The sequence below is a fragment of the Paenibacillus taichungensis genome (genome assembly GCF_003287275.1).
Lineage (GTDB): Bacteria > Bacillota > Bacilli > Paenibacillales > Paenibacillaceae > Paenibacillus > Paenibacillus taichungensis_A.
The window spans coordinates 125,959-141,087 of sequence record NZ_QEVW01000002.1; the positions used below are offsets into that span (position 1 = coordinate 125,959).

The 15,129-nt window shown below is 45.5% G+C and carries 15 protein-coding genes; 13 read left to right on the plus strand and 2 right to left on the minus strand.

Going from position 1 to position 15,129, the window contains the following annotated elements; genetic code table 11:
- Positions 1-131 precede the first annotated feature (131 nt).
- Positions 132-395 (minus strand): DUF2642 domain-containing protein, encoded by a 264-nt coding sequence (locus DC345_RS02915; RefSeq protein WP_397333620.1) that lies wholly within the window; start codon positions 393-395, stop codon positions 132-134.
- Positions 396-623: 228 nt separating this feature from the next.
- Here DC345_RS02915 and DC345_RS02920 point away from each other — a divergent pair, with 228 nt between their 5' ends.
- Positions 624-1,043 (plus strand): NucA/NucB deoxyribonuclease domain-containing protein, encoded by a 420-nt coding sequence (locus DC345_RS02920; RefSeq protein WP_113051832.1) that lies wholly within the window; start codon positions 624-626, stop codon positions 1,041-1,043.
- Positions 1,044-1,100: 57 nt separating this feature from the next.
- On the opposite strand, the gene DC345_RS02925 is transcribed toward DC345_RS02920, so the two are convergent.
- On the minus strand, positions 1,101-1,685 hold the full coding sequence (locus DC345_RS02925; protein WP_113051833.1) for a TetR/AcrR family transcriptional regulator: 585 nt from the start codon (positions 1,683-1,685) through the stop codon (positions 1,101-1,103).
- Between the two features lie 304 nt (positions 1,686-1,989).
- Here DC345_RS02925 and DC345_RS02930 point away from each other — a divergent pair, with 304 nt between their 5' ends.
- The 12 genes from DC345_RS02930 to DC345_RS02985 all read left to right on the plus strand — a co-directional run bounded on the left by DC345_RS02930 (position 1,990) and on the right by DC345_RS02985 (position 14,625).
- Positions 1,990-3,054, plus strand: coding sequence for an LLM class flavin-dependent oxidoreductase (locus tag DC345_RS02930; protein ID WP_113051834.1), 1,065 nt, complete (start codon positions 1,990-1,992; stop codon positions 3,052-3,054).
- 28 nt (positions 3,055-3,082) lie between these two features.
- A complete protein-coding gene (locus DC345_RS02935; RefSeq protein ID WP_113051835.1) occupies positions 3,083-4,051 on the plus strand; it encodes an alpha/beta hydrolase in 969 nt (322 codons plus the stop codon).
- A gap of 221 nt (positions 4,052-4,272) precedes the next feature.
- Positions 4,273-5,184, plus strand: a complete 912-nt coding sequence (locus tag DC345_RS02940; protein ID WP_113051836.1) for a helix-turn-helix domain-containing protein — start codon at positions 4,273-4,275, stop codon at positions 5,182-5,184.
- Between the two features lie 26 nt (positions 5,185-5,210).
- Entirely contained in the window at positions 5,211-5,699 is a 489-nt protein-coding gene (locus DC345_RS02945) for a DinB family protein (protein ID WP_113051837.1), read from the plus strand.
- A 175-nt stretch (positions 5,700-5,874) separates the two neighbouring features.
- The gene (locus tag DC345_RS02950) at positions 5,875-6,162 is read left to right on the plus strand and encodes a hypothetical protein (protein WP_113051838.1); all 288 of its coding nucleotides are present in this window, start codon (positions 5,875-5,877) and stop codon (positions 6,160-6,162) included.
- 165 nt (positions 6,163-6,327) lie between these two features.
- The gene (locus DC345_RS02955; RefSeq protein WP_181586459.1) at positions 6,328-6,852 is read left to right on the plus strand and encodes a hypothetical protein; all 525 of its coding nucleotides are present in this window, start codon (positions 6,328-6,330) and stop codon (positions 6,850-6,852) included.
- A gap of 123 nt (positions 6,853-6,975) precedes the next feature.
- A complete protein-coding gene (locus DC345_RS02960; protein WP_113051840.1) occupies positions 6,976-7,497 on the plus strand; it encodes a GNAT family N-acetyltransferase in 522 nt (173 codons plus the stop codon).
- 393 nt (positions 7,498-7,890) lie between these two features.
- Positions 7,891-8,742, plus strand: a complete 852-nt coding sequence (rhaD, locus tag DC345_RS02965; RefSeq protein ID WP_113051841.1) for a rhamnulose-1-phosphate aldolase — start codon at positions 7,891-7,893, stop codon at positions 8,740-8,742.
- Positions 8,743-9,026: 284 nt separating this feature from the next.
- Positions 9,027-10,844, plus strand: a complete 1,818-nt coding sequence (locus DC345_RS02970; RefSeq protein WP_113051842.1) for an APC family permease — start codon at positions 9,027-9,029, stop codon at positions 10,842-10,844.
- A 437-nt stretch (positions 10,845-11,281) separates the two neighbouring features.
- Positions 11,282-12,136 carry a carbohydrate ABC transporter permease gene (locus DC345_RS02975; RefSeq protein WP_397333624.1) on the plus strand — a complete coding sequence of 285 codons (855 nt, stop codon included), beginning with the start codon at positions 11,282-11,284 and terminating at the stop codon, positions 12,134-12,136.
- Positions 12,133-12,954 carry a carbohydrate ABC transporter permease gene (locus DC345_RS02980; RefSeq protein WP_064640050.1) on the plus strand — a complete coding sequence of 274 codons (822 nt, stop codon included), beginning with the start codon at positions 12,133-12,135 and terminating at the stop codon, positions 12,952-12,954. Before DC345_RS02975 ends, DC345_RS02980 begins: the two co-directional genes overlap by 4 nt.
- A gap of 297 nt (positions 12,955-13,251) precedes the next feature.
- Positions 13,252-14,625, plus strand: a complete 1,374-nt coding sequence (locus DC345_RS02985; RefSeq protein WP_113051844.1) for an ABC transporter substrate-binding protein — start codon at positions 13,252-13,254, stop codon at positions 14,623-14,625.
- Positions 14,626-15,129 lie beyond the last annotated feature (504 nt).

Consider the following 15,129-nt stretch of genomic DNA (forward strand, 5'->3'; position numbering starts at 1 on the left):
CTCTTTAAAATATGAACATTCGAGCGAGCAGACTAAAAAGATGACCCCTTTGCAGCACGGGGGTCATCTTTTTAGTCTAGTCTAATCCTCCATTTTAAAAGGCGTTCGGTTTGTTAGCCCTCAATCGGTATTTAGTCAGGCATAATCCAGACGATCTCGGCAATGCGCACGAAGAATTTTCTGTTTCTTTCCTCCAGCACAACATGGTCATGTTTAACAGTAACCACACATCCATCCAATCTACCGCGAGTTGTTTCCAGGATAACCACTTTTCCCACCAGGGACATCAGACTTTCGACTACACAATGATCCACTGGATGAACGACAATGTTATGAGGCATGTGGGGCACATAATGTGAGTTAGCCATTGGATGCATCATTGGATAATTATTCAAGAAAAAACCTCCCAAATCATTTATACGGCATCCTATGCGATTGCCCGCCCAAACGACTGGGCGTTTGCCTGGTATCATCCTTTTGGAATATCTGAACGTAAAAAGAACGCATGTCAATATGGAAATATGTAACATTATTTCTTCCATTTATTTTACAAATGGTGCGATACTCTCTCACAATCGTTCTGTAAACTGAGAGGGTATTTAACATTATTTGGAGGTGTTTGGATGGTTAAGAAGTGGTGTATGCTTGTCCTTATTCTTGTTATGGCTTTATCTGGGAGTGTATATGTGCAGCCCTCTTCGACAGTCCAAGGTGCTGCGACCACCTATACGTTGACCTTCCCGATGGATCGTTACCCGGAAACAGGAGCGCATATCCGTGACGCCATTGCAGCAGGGCATTCGGCAGTGTGTACCATTGACCGGGATGGGGCGGATGCCAATCGCAGGGAGTCGCTGAAAGGCTATCCGACCAAAGCGGGTTATGATCGGGATGAATGGCCGATGGCGATGTGTGAAGAAGGTGGCGCCGGCGCGGATATTAGATACATAAGTCCAAGTGATAACAGGGGGGCTGGATCTTGGGTGGGAAATCAGTTGGAAAAATATTCAAATGGTACAAGGGTCAAGTTTACAGTGAAATGAATGAAGCACTGTCGGCGTTTTAGCCAGCAGTGCTTTTTTTCTGATATTCGCTTGGGCTTAATCCATCAAGGAAAGTGTGATTCGAATCGAATTATCTATAAATGAACGACTGGGACGAGATTTCATGAAAACGGTCAGTCCAATTAGTGATACAATTAGTGCTTGGGCGACAGCCTTGGCGTCCAGGGAATGGTTGAGTTCGCCTGATCGCATTCCCCGCTCAATATTTTCCTGAAAGATGACCGACAGGTACATCTGATGTTCCCGGGTGAGAATTTCAAATTTCTCATCATGTGGTGCGAGCTCAACCATCGTATTGATGCAAAAGCATCCACGACTGAGTCGCTCTGCGTTGTATTCTTCGTCCACGATTTCTGCAAAAAAAGTACGAAAGGCCTCTTTTACCGATGAAATACCCGCCAGTCTGGTTCGCATCTCTGCGGCACGAGCCATCGTGTACTTCCGTAGCGACGTTTCGAATAATTCTCTTTTATCTCCAAAAGTGGAGTATATACTGGGCCTTTGAATGCCCATTCTCGAAGTCAAATCGCTTAATGAAGTGGCCTCATATCCTTTTTCCCAAAAAAGCTGCATCGCAGCATCCAGTACTTTCTCTTCGTCAAATTCGCGAGTTCTAGCCATGATAAATGCTCCTTGTTACTTATATTTTCTAAAGTATAGATATTTTGTATTGGATCATACAGATCGTGTTTTGCTAATTATATTTCTTACTCATCAGTATGATATATACTATATAACTCTCGATTATTTGTCAAACGAATCTCTTTTTGATGATGTATTTAAGAAATATGATATAGATTTGATGAAAATAAAAAGATTGACAGTAAGAGAAACACTGATATATATTAACTACCTAAATAACATACCGATCGGTAATTTATTTTGCTAGTAACAGTCCAATTTTGAAAAAAAGGAGAAATGAGTTATGGAAATAGGAATTACTTCGTTTGTGGAGACCACACCCGATCTTCGGACAGGTGAAGTCATAAGTCACGCACAGCGATTGCGTGAAGTGGTGGAAGAAATCGTGCTTGCCGATCAGGTGGGGTTGGATGTATTTGGCGTAGGAGAACATCATCGTAAAGATTATGCGGCTTCATCCCCTGCGATGGTGCTGTCCGCAGCTGCATCCCTGACCAAGCGTATTCGGCTGACTAGTGCAGTAACGGTACTTTCGTCCGCTGACCCGGTACGTGTGTTTCAGGATTTTGCCACACTGGATGGCATTTCGAATGGACGTGCGGAGATTATGGCAGGGCGGGGTTCCTTTACCGAATCATTCCCTTTGTTTGGCTATGAGCTAGGGGAGTATGATGAGCTGTTCGATGAACATCTGGAACTGCTGCTCAACCTGCAGAAGTCGGAAATAGTCAATTGGCGAGGTGGGCACAGACCTGCAATACATAATCTGGGCATATATCCACGGCCTGTGCAGAGCCCTCTGCCCATATGGATTGGCAGCGGGGGCAATCAGGAATCGGTGGTGCGAGCAGGATTGCTGGGGCTTCCATTGACGTTGGCTATTATTGGCGGGAGCCCGGAACGGAATTTTGGCCCCCTTGTACAGTTGTACAAGCAGGCAGCGGCACATGCCGGACATGACGCTTCGAAGCTTACCGTAGGGTCGCATTCGCTCGGATTTGTGGCTGAAGATACAGAGCTGGCGGCTGATCTGTTCTTTCCTTCCACCCAGGCGGGAATGAACAAAATCGGCAAGGAACGGGGATGGGGACATTACAGTCGTGCCAGCTTTGATGCTGCACGCAGTCATGACGGTGCTCTGTATGTAGGTGATCCAGAGACGGTTGCCCGAAAGATAGTTCACCTACGCAAGAATGTGGGCATTACACGTTTCATGATGTACGTTCCCATTGCAACGATGCCGCATGATCAGGTGATGAGAGCGATCGAATTACTCGGAACAGAGGTGGCACCTCGAGTACGGGCAGAGTTGGCTAAGTGGGAAGCTGAGCATGGACAAAAAGCATAGAAAACATACACTGAAGGAGGAATTGTATATGAGTTTTGTAGATCGGGTGGTACCTGAATTAAGAGATGCATTAACCCAGTTTCCGGGCTTTAATTTGAAGGGGGCATTGCAGGTTAGCCGGGCGATGCTCATGAATCCACCGATTGAGAAGTCGGAAGACGTACGCACCACAAAGAGAATTATTGCTGGGGCAGCAGGAGACATGCTGGTCAAAATATATGAGCCGGCTGAGCGTACTGGAGATAAGCTGCCAGCGATGTTGTGGATTCATGGAGGGGGTTATGTGCTGGGGCATCCAGATATGGATGATGCGTTATGTGAACGCTTTGTACAAGCGGCACATTGCGTAGTCGTATCGGTTGATTACCGCCTGGCCCCGGAGCATCCTTATCCTGCTGGTCTTTATGATTGCTATGCAGGTCTGGTATGGATGACGGACGAAACAGAGTCACTCGGCATTGATCTCACCAGAGTCGCAATTGCCGGAGCAAGTGGAGGGGGAGGACTGACTGCAGCACTTGCACAAATGGTCCGCGATAAAGGTGGGCCGAGTCTGATCTTCCAAATGCCTTTGTACCCGATGCTGGACGATCGCAATATTTCGGCTTCGAGCCGCGAAATTACGGACCAAAATGCTACATGGAATCGGACTAATAACCTGGAGGCATGGAGTATGTACCTGGGAGAAGAAAGGGAGGAATTTGGGGAAAACGAAGAACACCACATACCTGCCTACGCAGTCCCGGCAAGAACTGAAAATCTGGCAGGGTTACCTCCAATGTATACGTGTATTGGCCAACTCGATCTATTTCGAGATGAAACTATTGAATATGTGACACGCCTTGCTGCAGCGGGAGTGGATGTCGAGATGCACCTTTATCCTGGTGCTTATCATTGCTTCGAAGTATTTGTGCCTGATGCGGAAGTTAGCCAACGGGCTAGTCAGGATTATATTCGTGCCATGGCCAGAGCGCTTAATCCTTCATGGGAGCAATGAATGTCTCCGGCGTTGTCCATAAAATTGAGGTTCTTTTCATCTCCATTTCAGATTCCATTAAGGTAGGAGGGGTAAGATAAGTCATGTAAACCCCTTCTCGTGTTAAATAGATGTGTGACTAGCCCCGTCGGATCGTCCGGCGGGGTACTTTTTTTCTTCGTTTTATCGGTTAGATGGTATGATAGATAAATACATAAATGCTAGTAACGGAGGGATGGTTCGTGGACCCCAACCTGCATCCGCTGTTCAGACCCATTCAGATGAATGGGACGGATACAAATTCCTATTATTATGAGCGAATGCCTTCTGTTTCCCTGATGGCTCATATAGCCTGTTATTGGGAATCGGGTTCCATTCCATACATGGGAGAGCAAGAACAGGAATCTATATCAGTGCCCGCTCGGGTATTGCCGGATGGCTGTACGGATATGCTGATTACATACGACGCGGTCCGTTCGGTTCATTCCTATGCCTACTGTGGCAATTATTCGCATCCGTTCGTTGTGCCCGAGACATCCGGTATAAGTGCTTCTGCCGATTACACATTTGGCGTTCGTTTTTTCCCGGGCGGGGCATACGTGTTTCACGGTTTGCCGTTGGAAGGATTTACGGACATGCGAATTCCGCTTGAGGATTGTTGGCCAGTCAGGTTGAATGAGCTGCAGGAGCGGATAGCTGGAACAAAAAGCTTTGAAGAACGGGTACGGGTTATGAATGACTATCTAAGTCCCCTGTCCGTGCAAACCAATACATACGAGAATGATCTGATGAAAAATGCGCTGCATCGCATCTTTATCGATGGGGGACGTATGAGCGTCAGTGAACTGGCCATGCGGGAAGTTGTCAGTGAACGCCAGCTGCATCGGAAGTTTGCAGAATGGATCGGAATTAGTCCGAAACGATTCAGTGAGGTGGTTCGTTTTCACCGTGTCCTGGGCAGCATTCATCAGGGGCATGCGGCGGATGGGGTAGCACTGGCCCTGAATCATGGTTTTTTTGACCAAGCTCATCTGATTCGTCAATTCCGAAAGTTTTATGGAGAAACTCCGATGACCGCTGCCAAAGAACATCAACAAAGGTTGTCCGATTTGTACAATAACTTGGTTGCCCCTTCCGATATACTTAGATCGTGAGAATAATAGTAAAGGAGATATCATATATGAATGGAACTTTGCAAATGCGGGATCATCTGCTCAATGAATTGGAGACGGGAGTACGTACGGGGGCGAGTCTGATCCGCCTGATCCGTCCAGAGGATTGGGCATACCGCCCGCAGGACAATATGCGTTCACTGGTGGAACTGGTCCATCATTTTATTCAAATCACGGCATCGGACCTTGCCATTATGCAGGAGAAGAGCGAAGCTGAGGTGGGTGTGGTAGAGAATAGCCTGTCAGGGATCGAGGATATTGAAAAACTGGAGGCAACACTTTGGGGCAATTTGGAAGCCTACAAAGCTTATATTGTATCACTGAGCGAAGAAGATCTGTTGAACCGCTCAACCAAAGCTTTCTATATGGAGCATGGTCATTTGCAGGCTCAATGGCAGATTGAAACGCTAACGCATGTATTCCATCACCGTTCACAGCTGTATAATTACCTCAAACAGCAGGGGCATGAGTTAAACTTTTTCATGCTGTATGCTTAATAATCTCACAATATGAGTTTCATGTAGTGGCTCCGCCGGATGATCTGGTGGGGCTTTTTGATTACTTTAGTCTAGCATCTCTATCAAAATGGACGTTATCACACGGTCATTTTACCGTTACATTAATAGATTCCATGCATAGAATACCGTATCAAAGCAAAAGGAGGTGATTTCCATGGCCATCCTTTTACCGCAACAATTTTATGCCTTAGCGGCTGGTGTGGGTAAATCGTATTATGAAAACCTTGCTGGAGGCACGAATGCCAGCATCACAGTGAACAATTTTGGTCCTTTCCCGATAGACCTGGTTGTGACTCGTGTTAACGCACCAGTAATCACGTATTTGATCCCTGCTGGCAACAGCCTTACGTTGTCTGTTGATTTACTGCTCGTAGCTGCTTTGTTGACTACTCCCGCAGGTGCTTCAACAGGTACAATTCAAATCGCAACAGCTGATTTCTAATGAATGTAGCGTGCTTTGTGAACCTCTGTCGGACATGTTGTCGGCAGAGGTTTTTCTTTTTTTATGGATGAATTTGGGGTTGGAATGATATTATACTAGGGGATTTATAAATTTAAGTAGTTGTTATAAGAATGATTGATATTCTTATATCATGGCTATGGGACGATGACCTGGGGAAAGAGCAAGACTTATAAGGGGAACTGGGTAGCGGGCAAACGTTCAGGATATGGTGTCTACAAAGCAGTGACAAGTGATAAGGACCGTGTTACAGACCTCAAGTATGATGGCTTTTGGAAGAATGACAAAAAGGATGGAAAGGGTGAACTGGAGATCAGAGAAATATCCTACGAAGCAACTATGCTTGAAAATCGTATTCAGAATGGGACTTTTGCTAAGGATCAGTGGATTTCAGGATATGATGTTCGACATGGAGAATACGACCCTCCTTATTACTTTGCGTACAAGGATTCAAATATGAGTCTTAAATTACTGGGTGGTGCAGAAAATATTTTAGATGGATTGAAGGACGGTTATTTCTTCTCATTTACATATCAAAAAGGAAAAGTATACAAAGATGTCGGTGTTGGAGATGAATTCAGTCAGAAACAGTTTAGATCTTTTATCAAAAATGTAGAAAAAGAGATTAAGCCTCATATCAATCAGTTTGAGAAACTGGCTCAAAAATTATAGGTATTAATCTTAGTCGTAATAGACGGGTACAGTCAAATTTTTGTTTATTAAGGCAGCTATTCGAGTAATTTATTGTAGAAGTAATAGGAGACTGACCTTGTTGAAACAGGAGGGGATTGGACGATGAACAGAACAACGTTTCTTGAAACCGAGCGGCTAGTATTTTCGACATGGAATGAAGAAGACCGTGCTCTGGCTTCCGCTCTATGGGGTGATCATGAGGTAACGAAGTGGATTAGCAGCAAGGGATTTCTGAGTGAGGATGAAGTGGAGGCTCGGTTAACCCAGGAAATAAAAAGGCAAGAAGAAGTAGAGGTGCAATACTGGCCACTCTTTGAGAAAGATTCGGAAGTCTTTGTTGGTTGTTGCGGCTTGCGCCCATATTCTCCGGAAGAAGAGATATATGAATTGGGATTCCATCTTACCCGGGATCATTGGGGCAAAGGCTATGCTATGGAGGCGGCACGGGCGGTGATTGACTATGCATTTGGCGAACTGAAGGTGAAAGCATTGTTTGCGGGACATCATCCGGACAATGAAGTGTCGCGTCACATGTTAATCAAGCTGGGCTTCGAATATGTCCGGGACGAGCGTTATGAACCGACAGGACTGATGCACCCATCCTATTTGCTGAAAAAGGAATAAATATGTTCAACATTCAAGGCAGCACAACGTTTTTAAATATATAGCATAAATGGAGAGGTAGCAGCGGTGACCGTAATTTTTTGGTGAATGGGTTTTCATCGTTTTTTTATTTCATTTTCAGCTTCTATTAAGGTAGCAGAGGTAAGATAATTCTTGTAAACCCCTTCTCGTGTTAGATAGATGTGTGACTGACCTCGCCGGACGCCGGTGAGGTATTTTTTTTGCTTATTTTTATAAATGTACACAAAACAAACATAAACAAAAGTAAATAAAACAAATATTTCTGTATTTCATTGACTAATAAAAGAAAACAAAGGTATAATGAATGTGAAAAAAGGAACTTACTATGTTCGTGACGGGCATTCTATATTTTATCATGAGGAGAGAATGATGATGAACGTGACCCTTGCCAATGAAACAACGCAGGCAGCTGGCTTTCATATCCCATTTGTTCGTGAGATGGCGGAAATTACTCAACATATGTGGAAAAACGGCTGGGATGAACGCAATGGTGGCAATGTCAGCTATCTGCTGGAGGAAGAGGAAGTCGCCAAATATATCGATATCAACCATGTTATTCGCAAGATCAAACCTGCATTTTCGATGCATGAGCTGGCAGATAAATATTTTATTGTGACTGCTTCGGGCAAATATTTCAAAAATGTACTGGCTGATCCAGAGAGCAATCTGGGAGTGTTACGTGTATCGAGTGATGGACAGGAGCTGGAAGTGCTGTGGGGGCTAAAGTCGGGAGCGAACCCAACGAGTGAATTGCCAACACATTTTATGAGTCATATCGAACGTTTGAAAATAGATCCGAAACACCGGGTTGTGATGCACAACCATGCGACCAACGTTCTGGCGATGACATTTATCCATGATTTGGACGAAATGAAGTTTACAAAGACGCTGTGGCAGATGTGTACGGAATGCGTTGTCGTATTTCCTGACGGCGTTGGTATTATTCCGTGGATGGTGCCTGGATCGAATGAAATTGGACGGGAAACGGCAGAAAAAATGAAGGGTTACCACGCGGTCATCTGGCCTCAGCACGGGATTTTTGGAACGGGTACAACGATTGATGAAGCTTTTGGTCTTATTGAAACCATTGAGAAGGCAGCCCAGGTGTATATGCTGGTTGCAGGCCATGAAATCAGACAGCGAATTACGGATCAGCAGCTAGCTACATTAGCCCAAGCTTTCGGTGTCACTCCACGTCCTGGTATATTGAGCATGGAAGTTTGACAGATCGAAATCGTATAAAAGAAAGAGCTCCAACACAGCCTAATATGAATGGTCTTTGGTTTATTAAACCGAAGGCCATTTCCTTTTTTTCGGCAAACAAACGCCGTTTTGGTTCAAAAAAGTTCAAAAAGTGGATAAAGCGCGGCTTTGTTATCGATTATTGAATCGTAGTATGCATTATCACACGCTGGCGAAATTCGGGTGAAATGACGTATTGTCAATGGCTCGGCGATTTTGCATAATAACAATGCTTCACAGATGAAAGACGGAAGGAAGTTATGATCATGCTTGGCAAAATGAAGAGAATCTTAATAGGCAAGCCTATGAAATCGGCTGAATTGGATGCAGAAAAATTGGGGAAATGGAAGGCGCTCGCCATCCTGTCCTCCGATGCACTATCGTCCGTTGCCTACGGTACGGAGCAGATCTTACTGGTGCTCGTTGCGGCCGGATTCGCCGCCTTGTGGTACTCTGTTCCAATTTCCATCGCCGTGTTGGGATTACTCGTCATTTTAATTTTTTCCTACCGCCAGACGATTTTTGCTTATCCAACAGGAGGCGGCGCGTACATCGTAGCCAAGGATAATCTCGGTACGGCTCCGAGCTTGATTGCCGGAGGATCTTTACTGGTCGATTATATTCTGACTGTTGCGGTAAGTTCGTCCGCAGGGACCGATGCGATTACATCTGCCTTTCCAATGCTTCATGATTACAGCATAGTCATTGCATTGATCATGATTGTATTTCTGACCATTATGAATTTGCGAGGGGTGACGGAATCCGCTTCCGTACTGGCGATCCCCATATATTTGTTTATCTTTTCGATTGCGATTCTGATTATATCCGGGGGGATCAAATTTCTCGCTGGAGGCATGGAAGCTGCCGCCCCTGAATTTGGAACGAGTATGTCACATGTGAGTCTGTTTCTGCTGCTGAAGGCATTCAGCTCGGGGTGTTCAGCTTTGACTGGGGTTGAGGCGGTGAGTAACGCCATCCCGAACTTCAAGCAGCCTGCCGAGAAAAATGCAGCGGGAACCTTGATGCTTATGGGATGTATTCTGGGAGCTATGTTTATCGGGATCACGTTACTTGCTTATGGTTACGGGGTGAAGCCTGATCCCAAAGCCACCGTGATATCCCAGATTGCCGAGGCGACATTTGGCAGGGGCACGATGTATTTTATTATCCAGGGCGTAACAGCACTGATTCTGTTTCTCGCAGCGAATACGGCGTATTCTGCTTTCCCGCTGCTCTCCTTCATGATGGCGAAGGATAAATATATGCCGCATATGTTTATGGTTAGAGGAGACCGCCTTGGCTTCTCGAACGGTATTATTTTCCTCAGTGTGATGTCTGCCTTACTGGTTGTTGGATTCAAAGGGAATACGGAAAGTCTGATTCCGCTCTACGCAGTGGGCGTGTTCATTCCATTTACCCTGTCACAGTTGGGCATGATGATTCGTTGGATCAAAGTCAAACCAGCCGGTTGGGGTGTGAAGCTGCTCGTCAATACAATTGGCATGCTGACCACGCTGTCGATTACATTGATTTTTATATTCACCAAGTTCACGCAAACATGGGTTATCTTTATTTTCCTGCCACTCGTCGTTTATGTGTTCATGCGAATTCACCGTCATTACTGCAACATTGCGGATGAATTGCGGATTGATATCAAGCTGGAGAAACCGGTGAGAAAGGGCAATACGATCATTATTCCGGTGGCAGGCATTACGAGGGTGGTGATGAATACAATCTCTTACGCTCAGACGATGTCAGATCACGTGGTTGCCTTGTATATCGGGTTCGATGATGAAGCCATCCGGAAAATGGAGCAGAAGTGGGAAGAGTGGAACCCTGGGGTACGCCTGGTTGTCATTAAATCGAGATACCGCAGTATTATGGGGCCGCTCAAAAAGTTTATTGATACCGTGGAATGGAAGACGGCCGAGACGGACCATATCACAATTCTAATTCCGCAGTTCATCACCAAGCATTGGTGGCAAAATGTGCTGCACAATCAGACCAGCTTCATGATCCGTGCTTATCTGATCAATTACAAAGACGTAATAGTCACGACTGTCCCTTACCATCTCAATCGTTAAAAGAATTCAACCGAACATTTTGCGTTAACATTAAATATCCAGTTTTCTGTTAAATTTATTGAATTGATATCTAATCATTGTTCATCTTCCCTTAACACACAAAACCGCACGAACATTCCCGAATCAAGGGAGTTCTTGCGGTTTTTTGCTGTTTGCTGTTTTTGTTTTGAAGTCTATTCAACGTCCTTTGTTTGGTAAAGTCGCTTGTCCACGATTAACGCTGTGTTGATTCAGAACAGATGCTGCTGTAACAGTTGGCTTTTACACTAGTTAATGTGGGTGATGAAGTTCACACTCCGAATGCGTAGATCAAGGGGGAAGAAAATCCGATGAGTGAGCTTGACAACCGGATCGGCTTGCCTGCTGCCAGACGGCGCGTATGGGGCACGAGTCAGCGCCGGACAGCTTCGCTGCGTGTGCAGCGAATACGGGAGAATATGCTGGCCTATGGTTTCCTGGCACCATCGCTGCTTTTATTTGCAGTGTTTCTGTTTTATCCGATGTTCAAGTCGGTGTACCTGAGTCTGCATTCCACTGACCCTACCGGACAGATTGCAGCTTATGTGGGATTGGACAATTTCAAAGCGGTATTCCAGTCCGGACTGTTCCTGCAAGGCATGAAAGTGACGTTACTATTTGTCCTGTTCACCGTGCCAACGGGCATGCTGGCAGCTCTGATTCTAGCGGCATTAACACACAACCGTTTCAAGGGAATGCGTATATTTCAGTTTGTATTCTCTCTGCCTGTGGTATTGTCTGTCGGTTCATCGGCGGTCATCTGGAAGTTCCTTTTCCATCCGACCTTGGGTATGCTGAATTATTTATTAGGAAAAGTTGGGATCGATCCGATTCCCTGGCTGACCAGCCCGGATTGGGCCTTAATATCGATCTCCATTATGACGATTTGGATGAACCTCGGATTCAATTACATTATTCTATCCAGCGGATTACAGGGCATCCCGGAGGAAATTTATGAGAGCGCGAAGATTGATGGTGCAGGTCCTTTGCTTACTTTTCGCAAAATCTCGATGCCACTGTTGTCGCCAACCCTGTTTTTCGTCACCGTTGTATCGATCATTGGTGCGTTCCAATCATTTGGTCAGATCAACATTCTAACCCGTGGCGGCCCGATGGATAGTACCAATGTATTCGTATATTCCATCTATCAGGAAGCTTTTGTTAATTTCCGCTTCGGGACGGGCAGTGCGCAGGCGCTTATCCTGTTCGCGGTCATTATGCTGCTGACCCTGATTCAGTTCAAATGGGTGGAAAGGAAAGTGCATTACCAATGAGAACACCATGGACCAAAACATTGCTGTATGTGCTGCTTACAATCTGTGCGGCACTTGTACTGTATCCGGTGCTGTACACCTTTTTCATGGCGGTCATGACACCGGAGGATGCCAGTGCGTATCCGCCTCATATCATCCCTCAATCGATAGACTTGTCCAATTTCACGGAAGTATTCGATATCGTTCCGATTGGTTCGTTTATCGGTAATACGTTCCTGGTGGCAGGGCTGACGATGCTTGGTCAGCTTGTCACAGCGAGCATGGCAGCCTATGCATTCGCGAAAATGGAGTTTAAGGGCAAGAACGTCATCTTTAGCATGTTTGTGGCGACGATGATGATTCCTTGGGAAGTCACCATGATCCCGAACTATCTGACGGTGCGCAGTTGGGGCTGGCTCGATACGTACCAGGGACTGACTATTCCGTTCCTGGCAACAGCGTTCGGTACATTCCTGCTGAGACAATTCTTCATGCAGCTGCCCAAAGAGCTGTTTGAAGCGGCGAAGATCGATGGTTGTGGGCATATCCGGTATTTTGTATCCCATGTCCTGCCATTGTCCCGCCCGGCACTTGGAACCTTGGCCATCTATTCGTTCCTGAGCATGTACAACTCCTATCTGTGGCCGCTGCTCGTTACGAATACGCCAGAGATGAGGACGGTACAGATCGGAATCTCGATGCTGGAGTTCCAGGAATCCACAGCATGGAATCTGGTGTTTGCCGGCACAGCGCTTGTTATTTTACCGTCGCTGCTGCTTCTGGTCTTCGGCTTGAAACAGCTTGTCCGCGGTATGGCCGCAGGCGCGCTAAAGGGTTAGTAGGAGTATGGTTTGTTGTAAAGATTTAAACGGTTGGCGGTTTGGATACCCAGGAGCGAATAAACAAGGCTCACTCTTGAAATAAGTCTTTCAAGGCTGCAAAAGCAGTGAAGGGGACGAAATCGATTCTGTAGAAGCGTTAGCGTTCGCCTTTGTCTCCGGAATTTAAACAATTAAAAACTAATTCAAAAAAATATGGAGACAACAGCGATCGAAAGAACGATTCGTAACCGGAACGGCCACCTTGCAGAACGTAAGCACTTATTGTGAAGTGAGCCATAAAAAAGGAGAGCGATTATGATCGGGTTTCGTTTGAAAAAAAGAGGAACATTTGCATTGATGTTGGCTGCACTTATGCTGGTATTGTCCGCTTGCGGCGGAAAAACCGAAACGACAAGCACAACGGGCGGAGCGCAGGCAGATCCTGCAGCTGCTGAACCGATACAACTGACATGGTGGCATTCGATGTCTGGTGCAGGGGAGAAAGCCATTAATCAACTCGCTTCCGATTTCAACGCAAGTCACCCGGACATTCAGGTGAAGGCAATCTACCAGGGGAAATATGATGAGAGCCTGAACAAACTTAAAGCTTCCATGGGATCGGACAGTGGTCCGGACATTATCCAGGTGTACGAGATCGGCAGCAAGTTCATGATCGATTCCGGTATGATTACACCAGTTCAGCAATTTATCGATAAAGACAAATTCGACTTGTCCCAACTGGAGCCGAATATCATTCGTTATTACACTATTGATGGCAAATTGAACGCCATGCCGTTCAACACATCGAACCCAATTCTGTATTACAACAAGGACATGTTCAAAGCAGCTGGTTTGGACCCGGAGAACCCGCCTAAGACATACGAAGAGTTTGAACAAGCAGCCAAAGCACTGGCGAAAGACGGTAAACCCGGTGCGTCCATGGCGATCTATGGTTGGTTTATGGAACAGTTCTTTGCAAACCAGAATGCAGATTATGTAAACAACGGTAACGGAAGAACCGGTGCAGCGACGGAATCCATGCTGAACTCCGAAGCTGGTGTGAAGACTTTGACGTGGTGGAAAAAGATGATGGACGAGAAAACCGTCTCCAATCTGGGACGTAGCACGGACGATACAACCGCTGCATTTACAGCACAACAAATCGGTATGACGCTAGATTCCACCGCTGGATTGCGCAAAATTGTAGAGGGTGCTGGCGGTAAGTTTGAGCTGGGAACAGGCTTCCTGCCACGTCCAGCAGATGCCAAAGAAGGCGGCGTCGTTGTTGGTGGCGCAAGCTTGTATATCATGAACAACAAATCTGAAGCTCAACAGCAAGCCGCTTGGGAATTCATCAAGTACCTGGCTACACCTGAGGTGCAAGCCAACTGGAGTGTTGCGACAGGATACTTCCCTATTACGACAGCAGCCTACGATGAGCAAGTATTAAAGGATAATATGGCGAAGTACCCGCAATTCAAGACAGCAGTCGACCAATTGCACGCTTCTGCTGATTCGACAGCAACATCCGGGGCCGTAATGGGTGTATTCCCCGAAGCCCGTCAAATTGTCGAAGGAGCGATCGAGACAGTTCTGAATGGACAAGGTACACCACAAGACGTATTGGATGCAGCAGCGAAGCAAATTACAGACAAGATTGCACAGTATAACAGCACGGTGAAGAAGTAACATGCTGACTTGCAGCAGGACAAACCTTAGGCCGGGGCTAGGGAAGTTGAGATAAATGACTTAACTTAGGATGTCAAAATGAGTGAGACGTATGCGATGGTCAACCCTGACTGTCGCATCGTTTTGCTGTGAGAAGATCTTGAACATAATCAATTTAAGGTGAATTGGCTATGGGGATATCTATCAATAAATGTCGAATACAGAGATTTTATTTTTATTATGTTAGTTTAAGTGACTCTAAATAGGCTGTTATACACAATGATTCACTATTTAAGTAATGTATATGACATGTTAAAGCTGAAAAATAGCAATTTATTACTTGTTTTTATTTTTTTATTATCAATTTTGTGATGTTTGTGTTCTATTTTATATCATTTCAAAAGAATATTATTTACATGTAATAAAAGTTCAGTTATCTTATATTTGAACTAATGTACAAATTTCATGAACAAATGATTACGAATTTAAAAAATGGAGGTAGGTAAAAGATGCATGTTCTGCAAA

Coding starts and splice junctions, on each gene's coding strand:
- DC345_RS02970 (WP_113051842.1), top strand. CDS start 9,027: ATGCTTGGCAAAATGAAGAGAATCTTAATAGGCAAGCCTATGAAATCG.
- DC345_RS02930 (WP_113051834.1), top strand. CDS start 1,990: ATGGAAATAGGAATTACTTCGTTTGTGGAGACCACACCCGATCTTCGG.
- rhaD (WP_113051841.1), top strand. CDS start 7,891: ATGAACGTGACCCTTGCCAATGAAACAACGCAGGCAGCTGGCTTTCAT.
- DC345_RS02950 (WP_113051838.1), top strand. CDS start 5,875: ATGGCCATCCTTTTACCGCAACAATTTTATGCCTTAGCGGCTGGTGTG.
- DC345_RS02985 (WP_113051844.1), top strand. CDS start 13,252: ATGATCGGGTTTCGTTTGAAAAAAAGAGGAACATTTGCATTGATGTTG.
- DC345_RS02980 (WP_064640050.1), top strand. CDS start 12,133: ATGAGAACACCATGGACCAAAACATTGCTGTATGTGCTGCTTACAATC.
- DC345_RS02975 (WP_397333624.1), top strand. CDS start 11,282: ATGCTGGCCTATGGTTTCCTGGCACCATCGCTGCTTTTATTTGCAGTG.
- DC345_RS02935 (WP_113051835.1), top strand. CDS start 3,083: ATGAGTTTTGTAGATCGGGTGGTACCTGAATTAAGAGATGCATTAACC.
- DC345_RS02920 (WP_113051832.1), top strand. CDS start 624: ATGGTTAAGAAGTGGTGTATGCTTGTCCTTATTCTTGTTATGGCTTTA.
- DC345_RS02945 (WP_113051837.1), top strand. CDS start 5,211: ATGAATGGAACTTTGCAAATGCGGGATCATCTGCTCAATGAATTGGAG.
- DC345_RS02960 (WP_113051840.1), top strand. CDS start 6,976: ATGAACAGAACAACGTTTCTTGAAACCGAGCGGCTAGTATTTTCGACA.
- DC345_RS02955 (WP_181586459.1), top strand. CDS start 6,328: ATGACCTGGGGAAAGAGCAAGACTTATAAGGGGAACTGGGTAGCGGGC.
- DC345_RS02925 (WP_113051833.1), bottom strand. CDS start 1,685: ATGGCTAGAACTCGCGAATTTGACGAAGAGAAAGTACTGGATGCTGCG.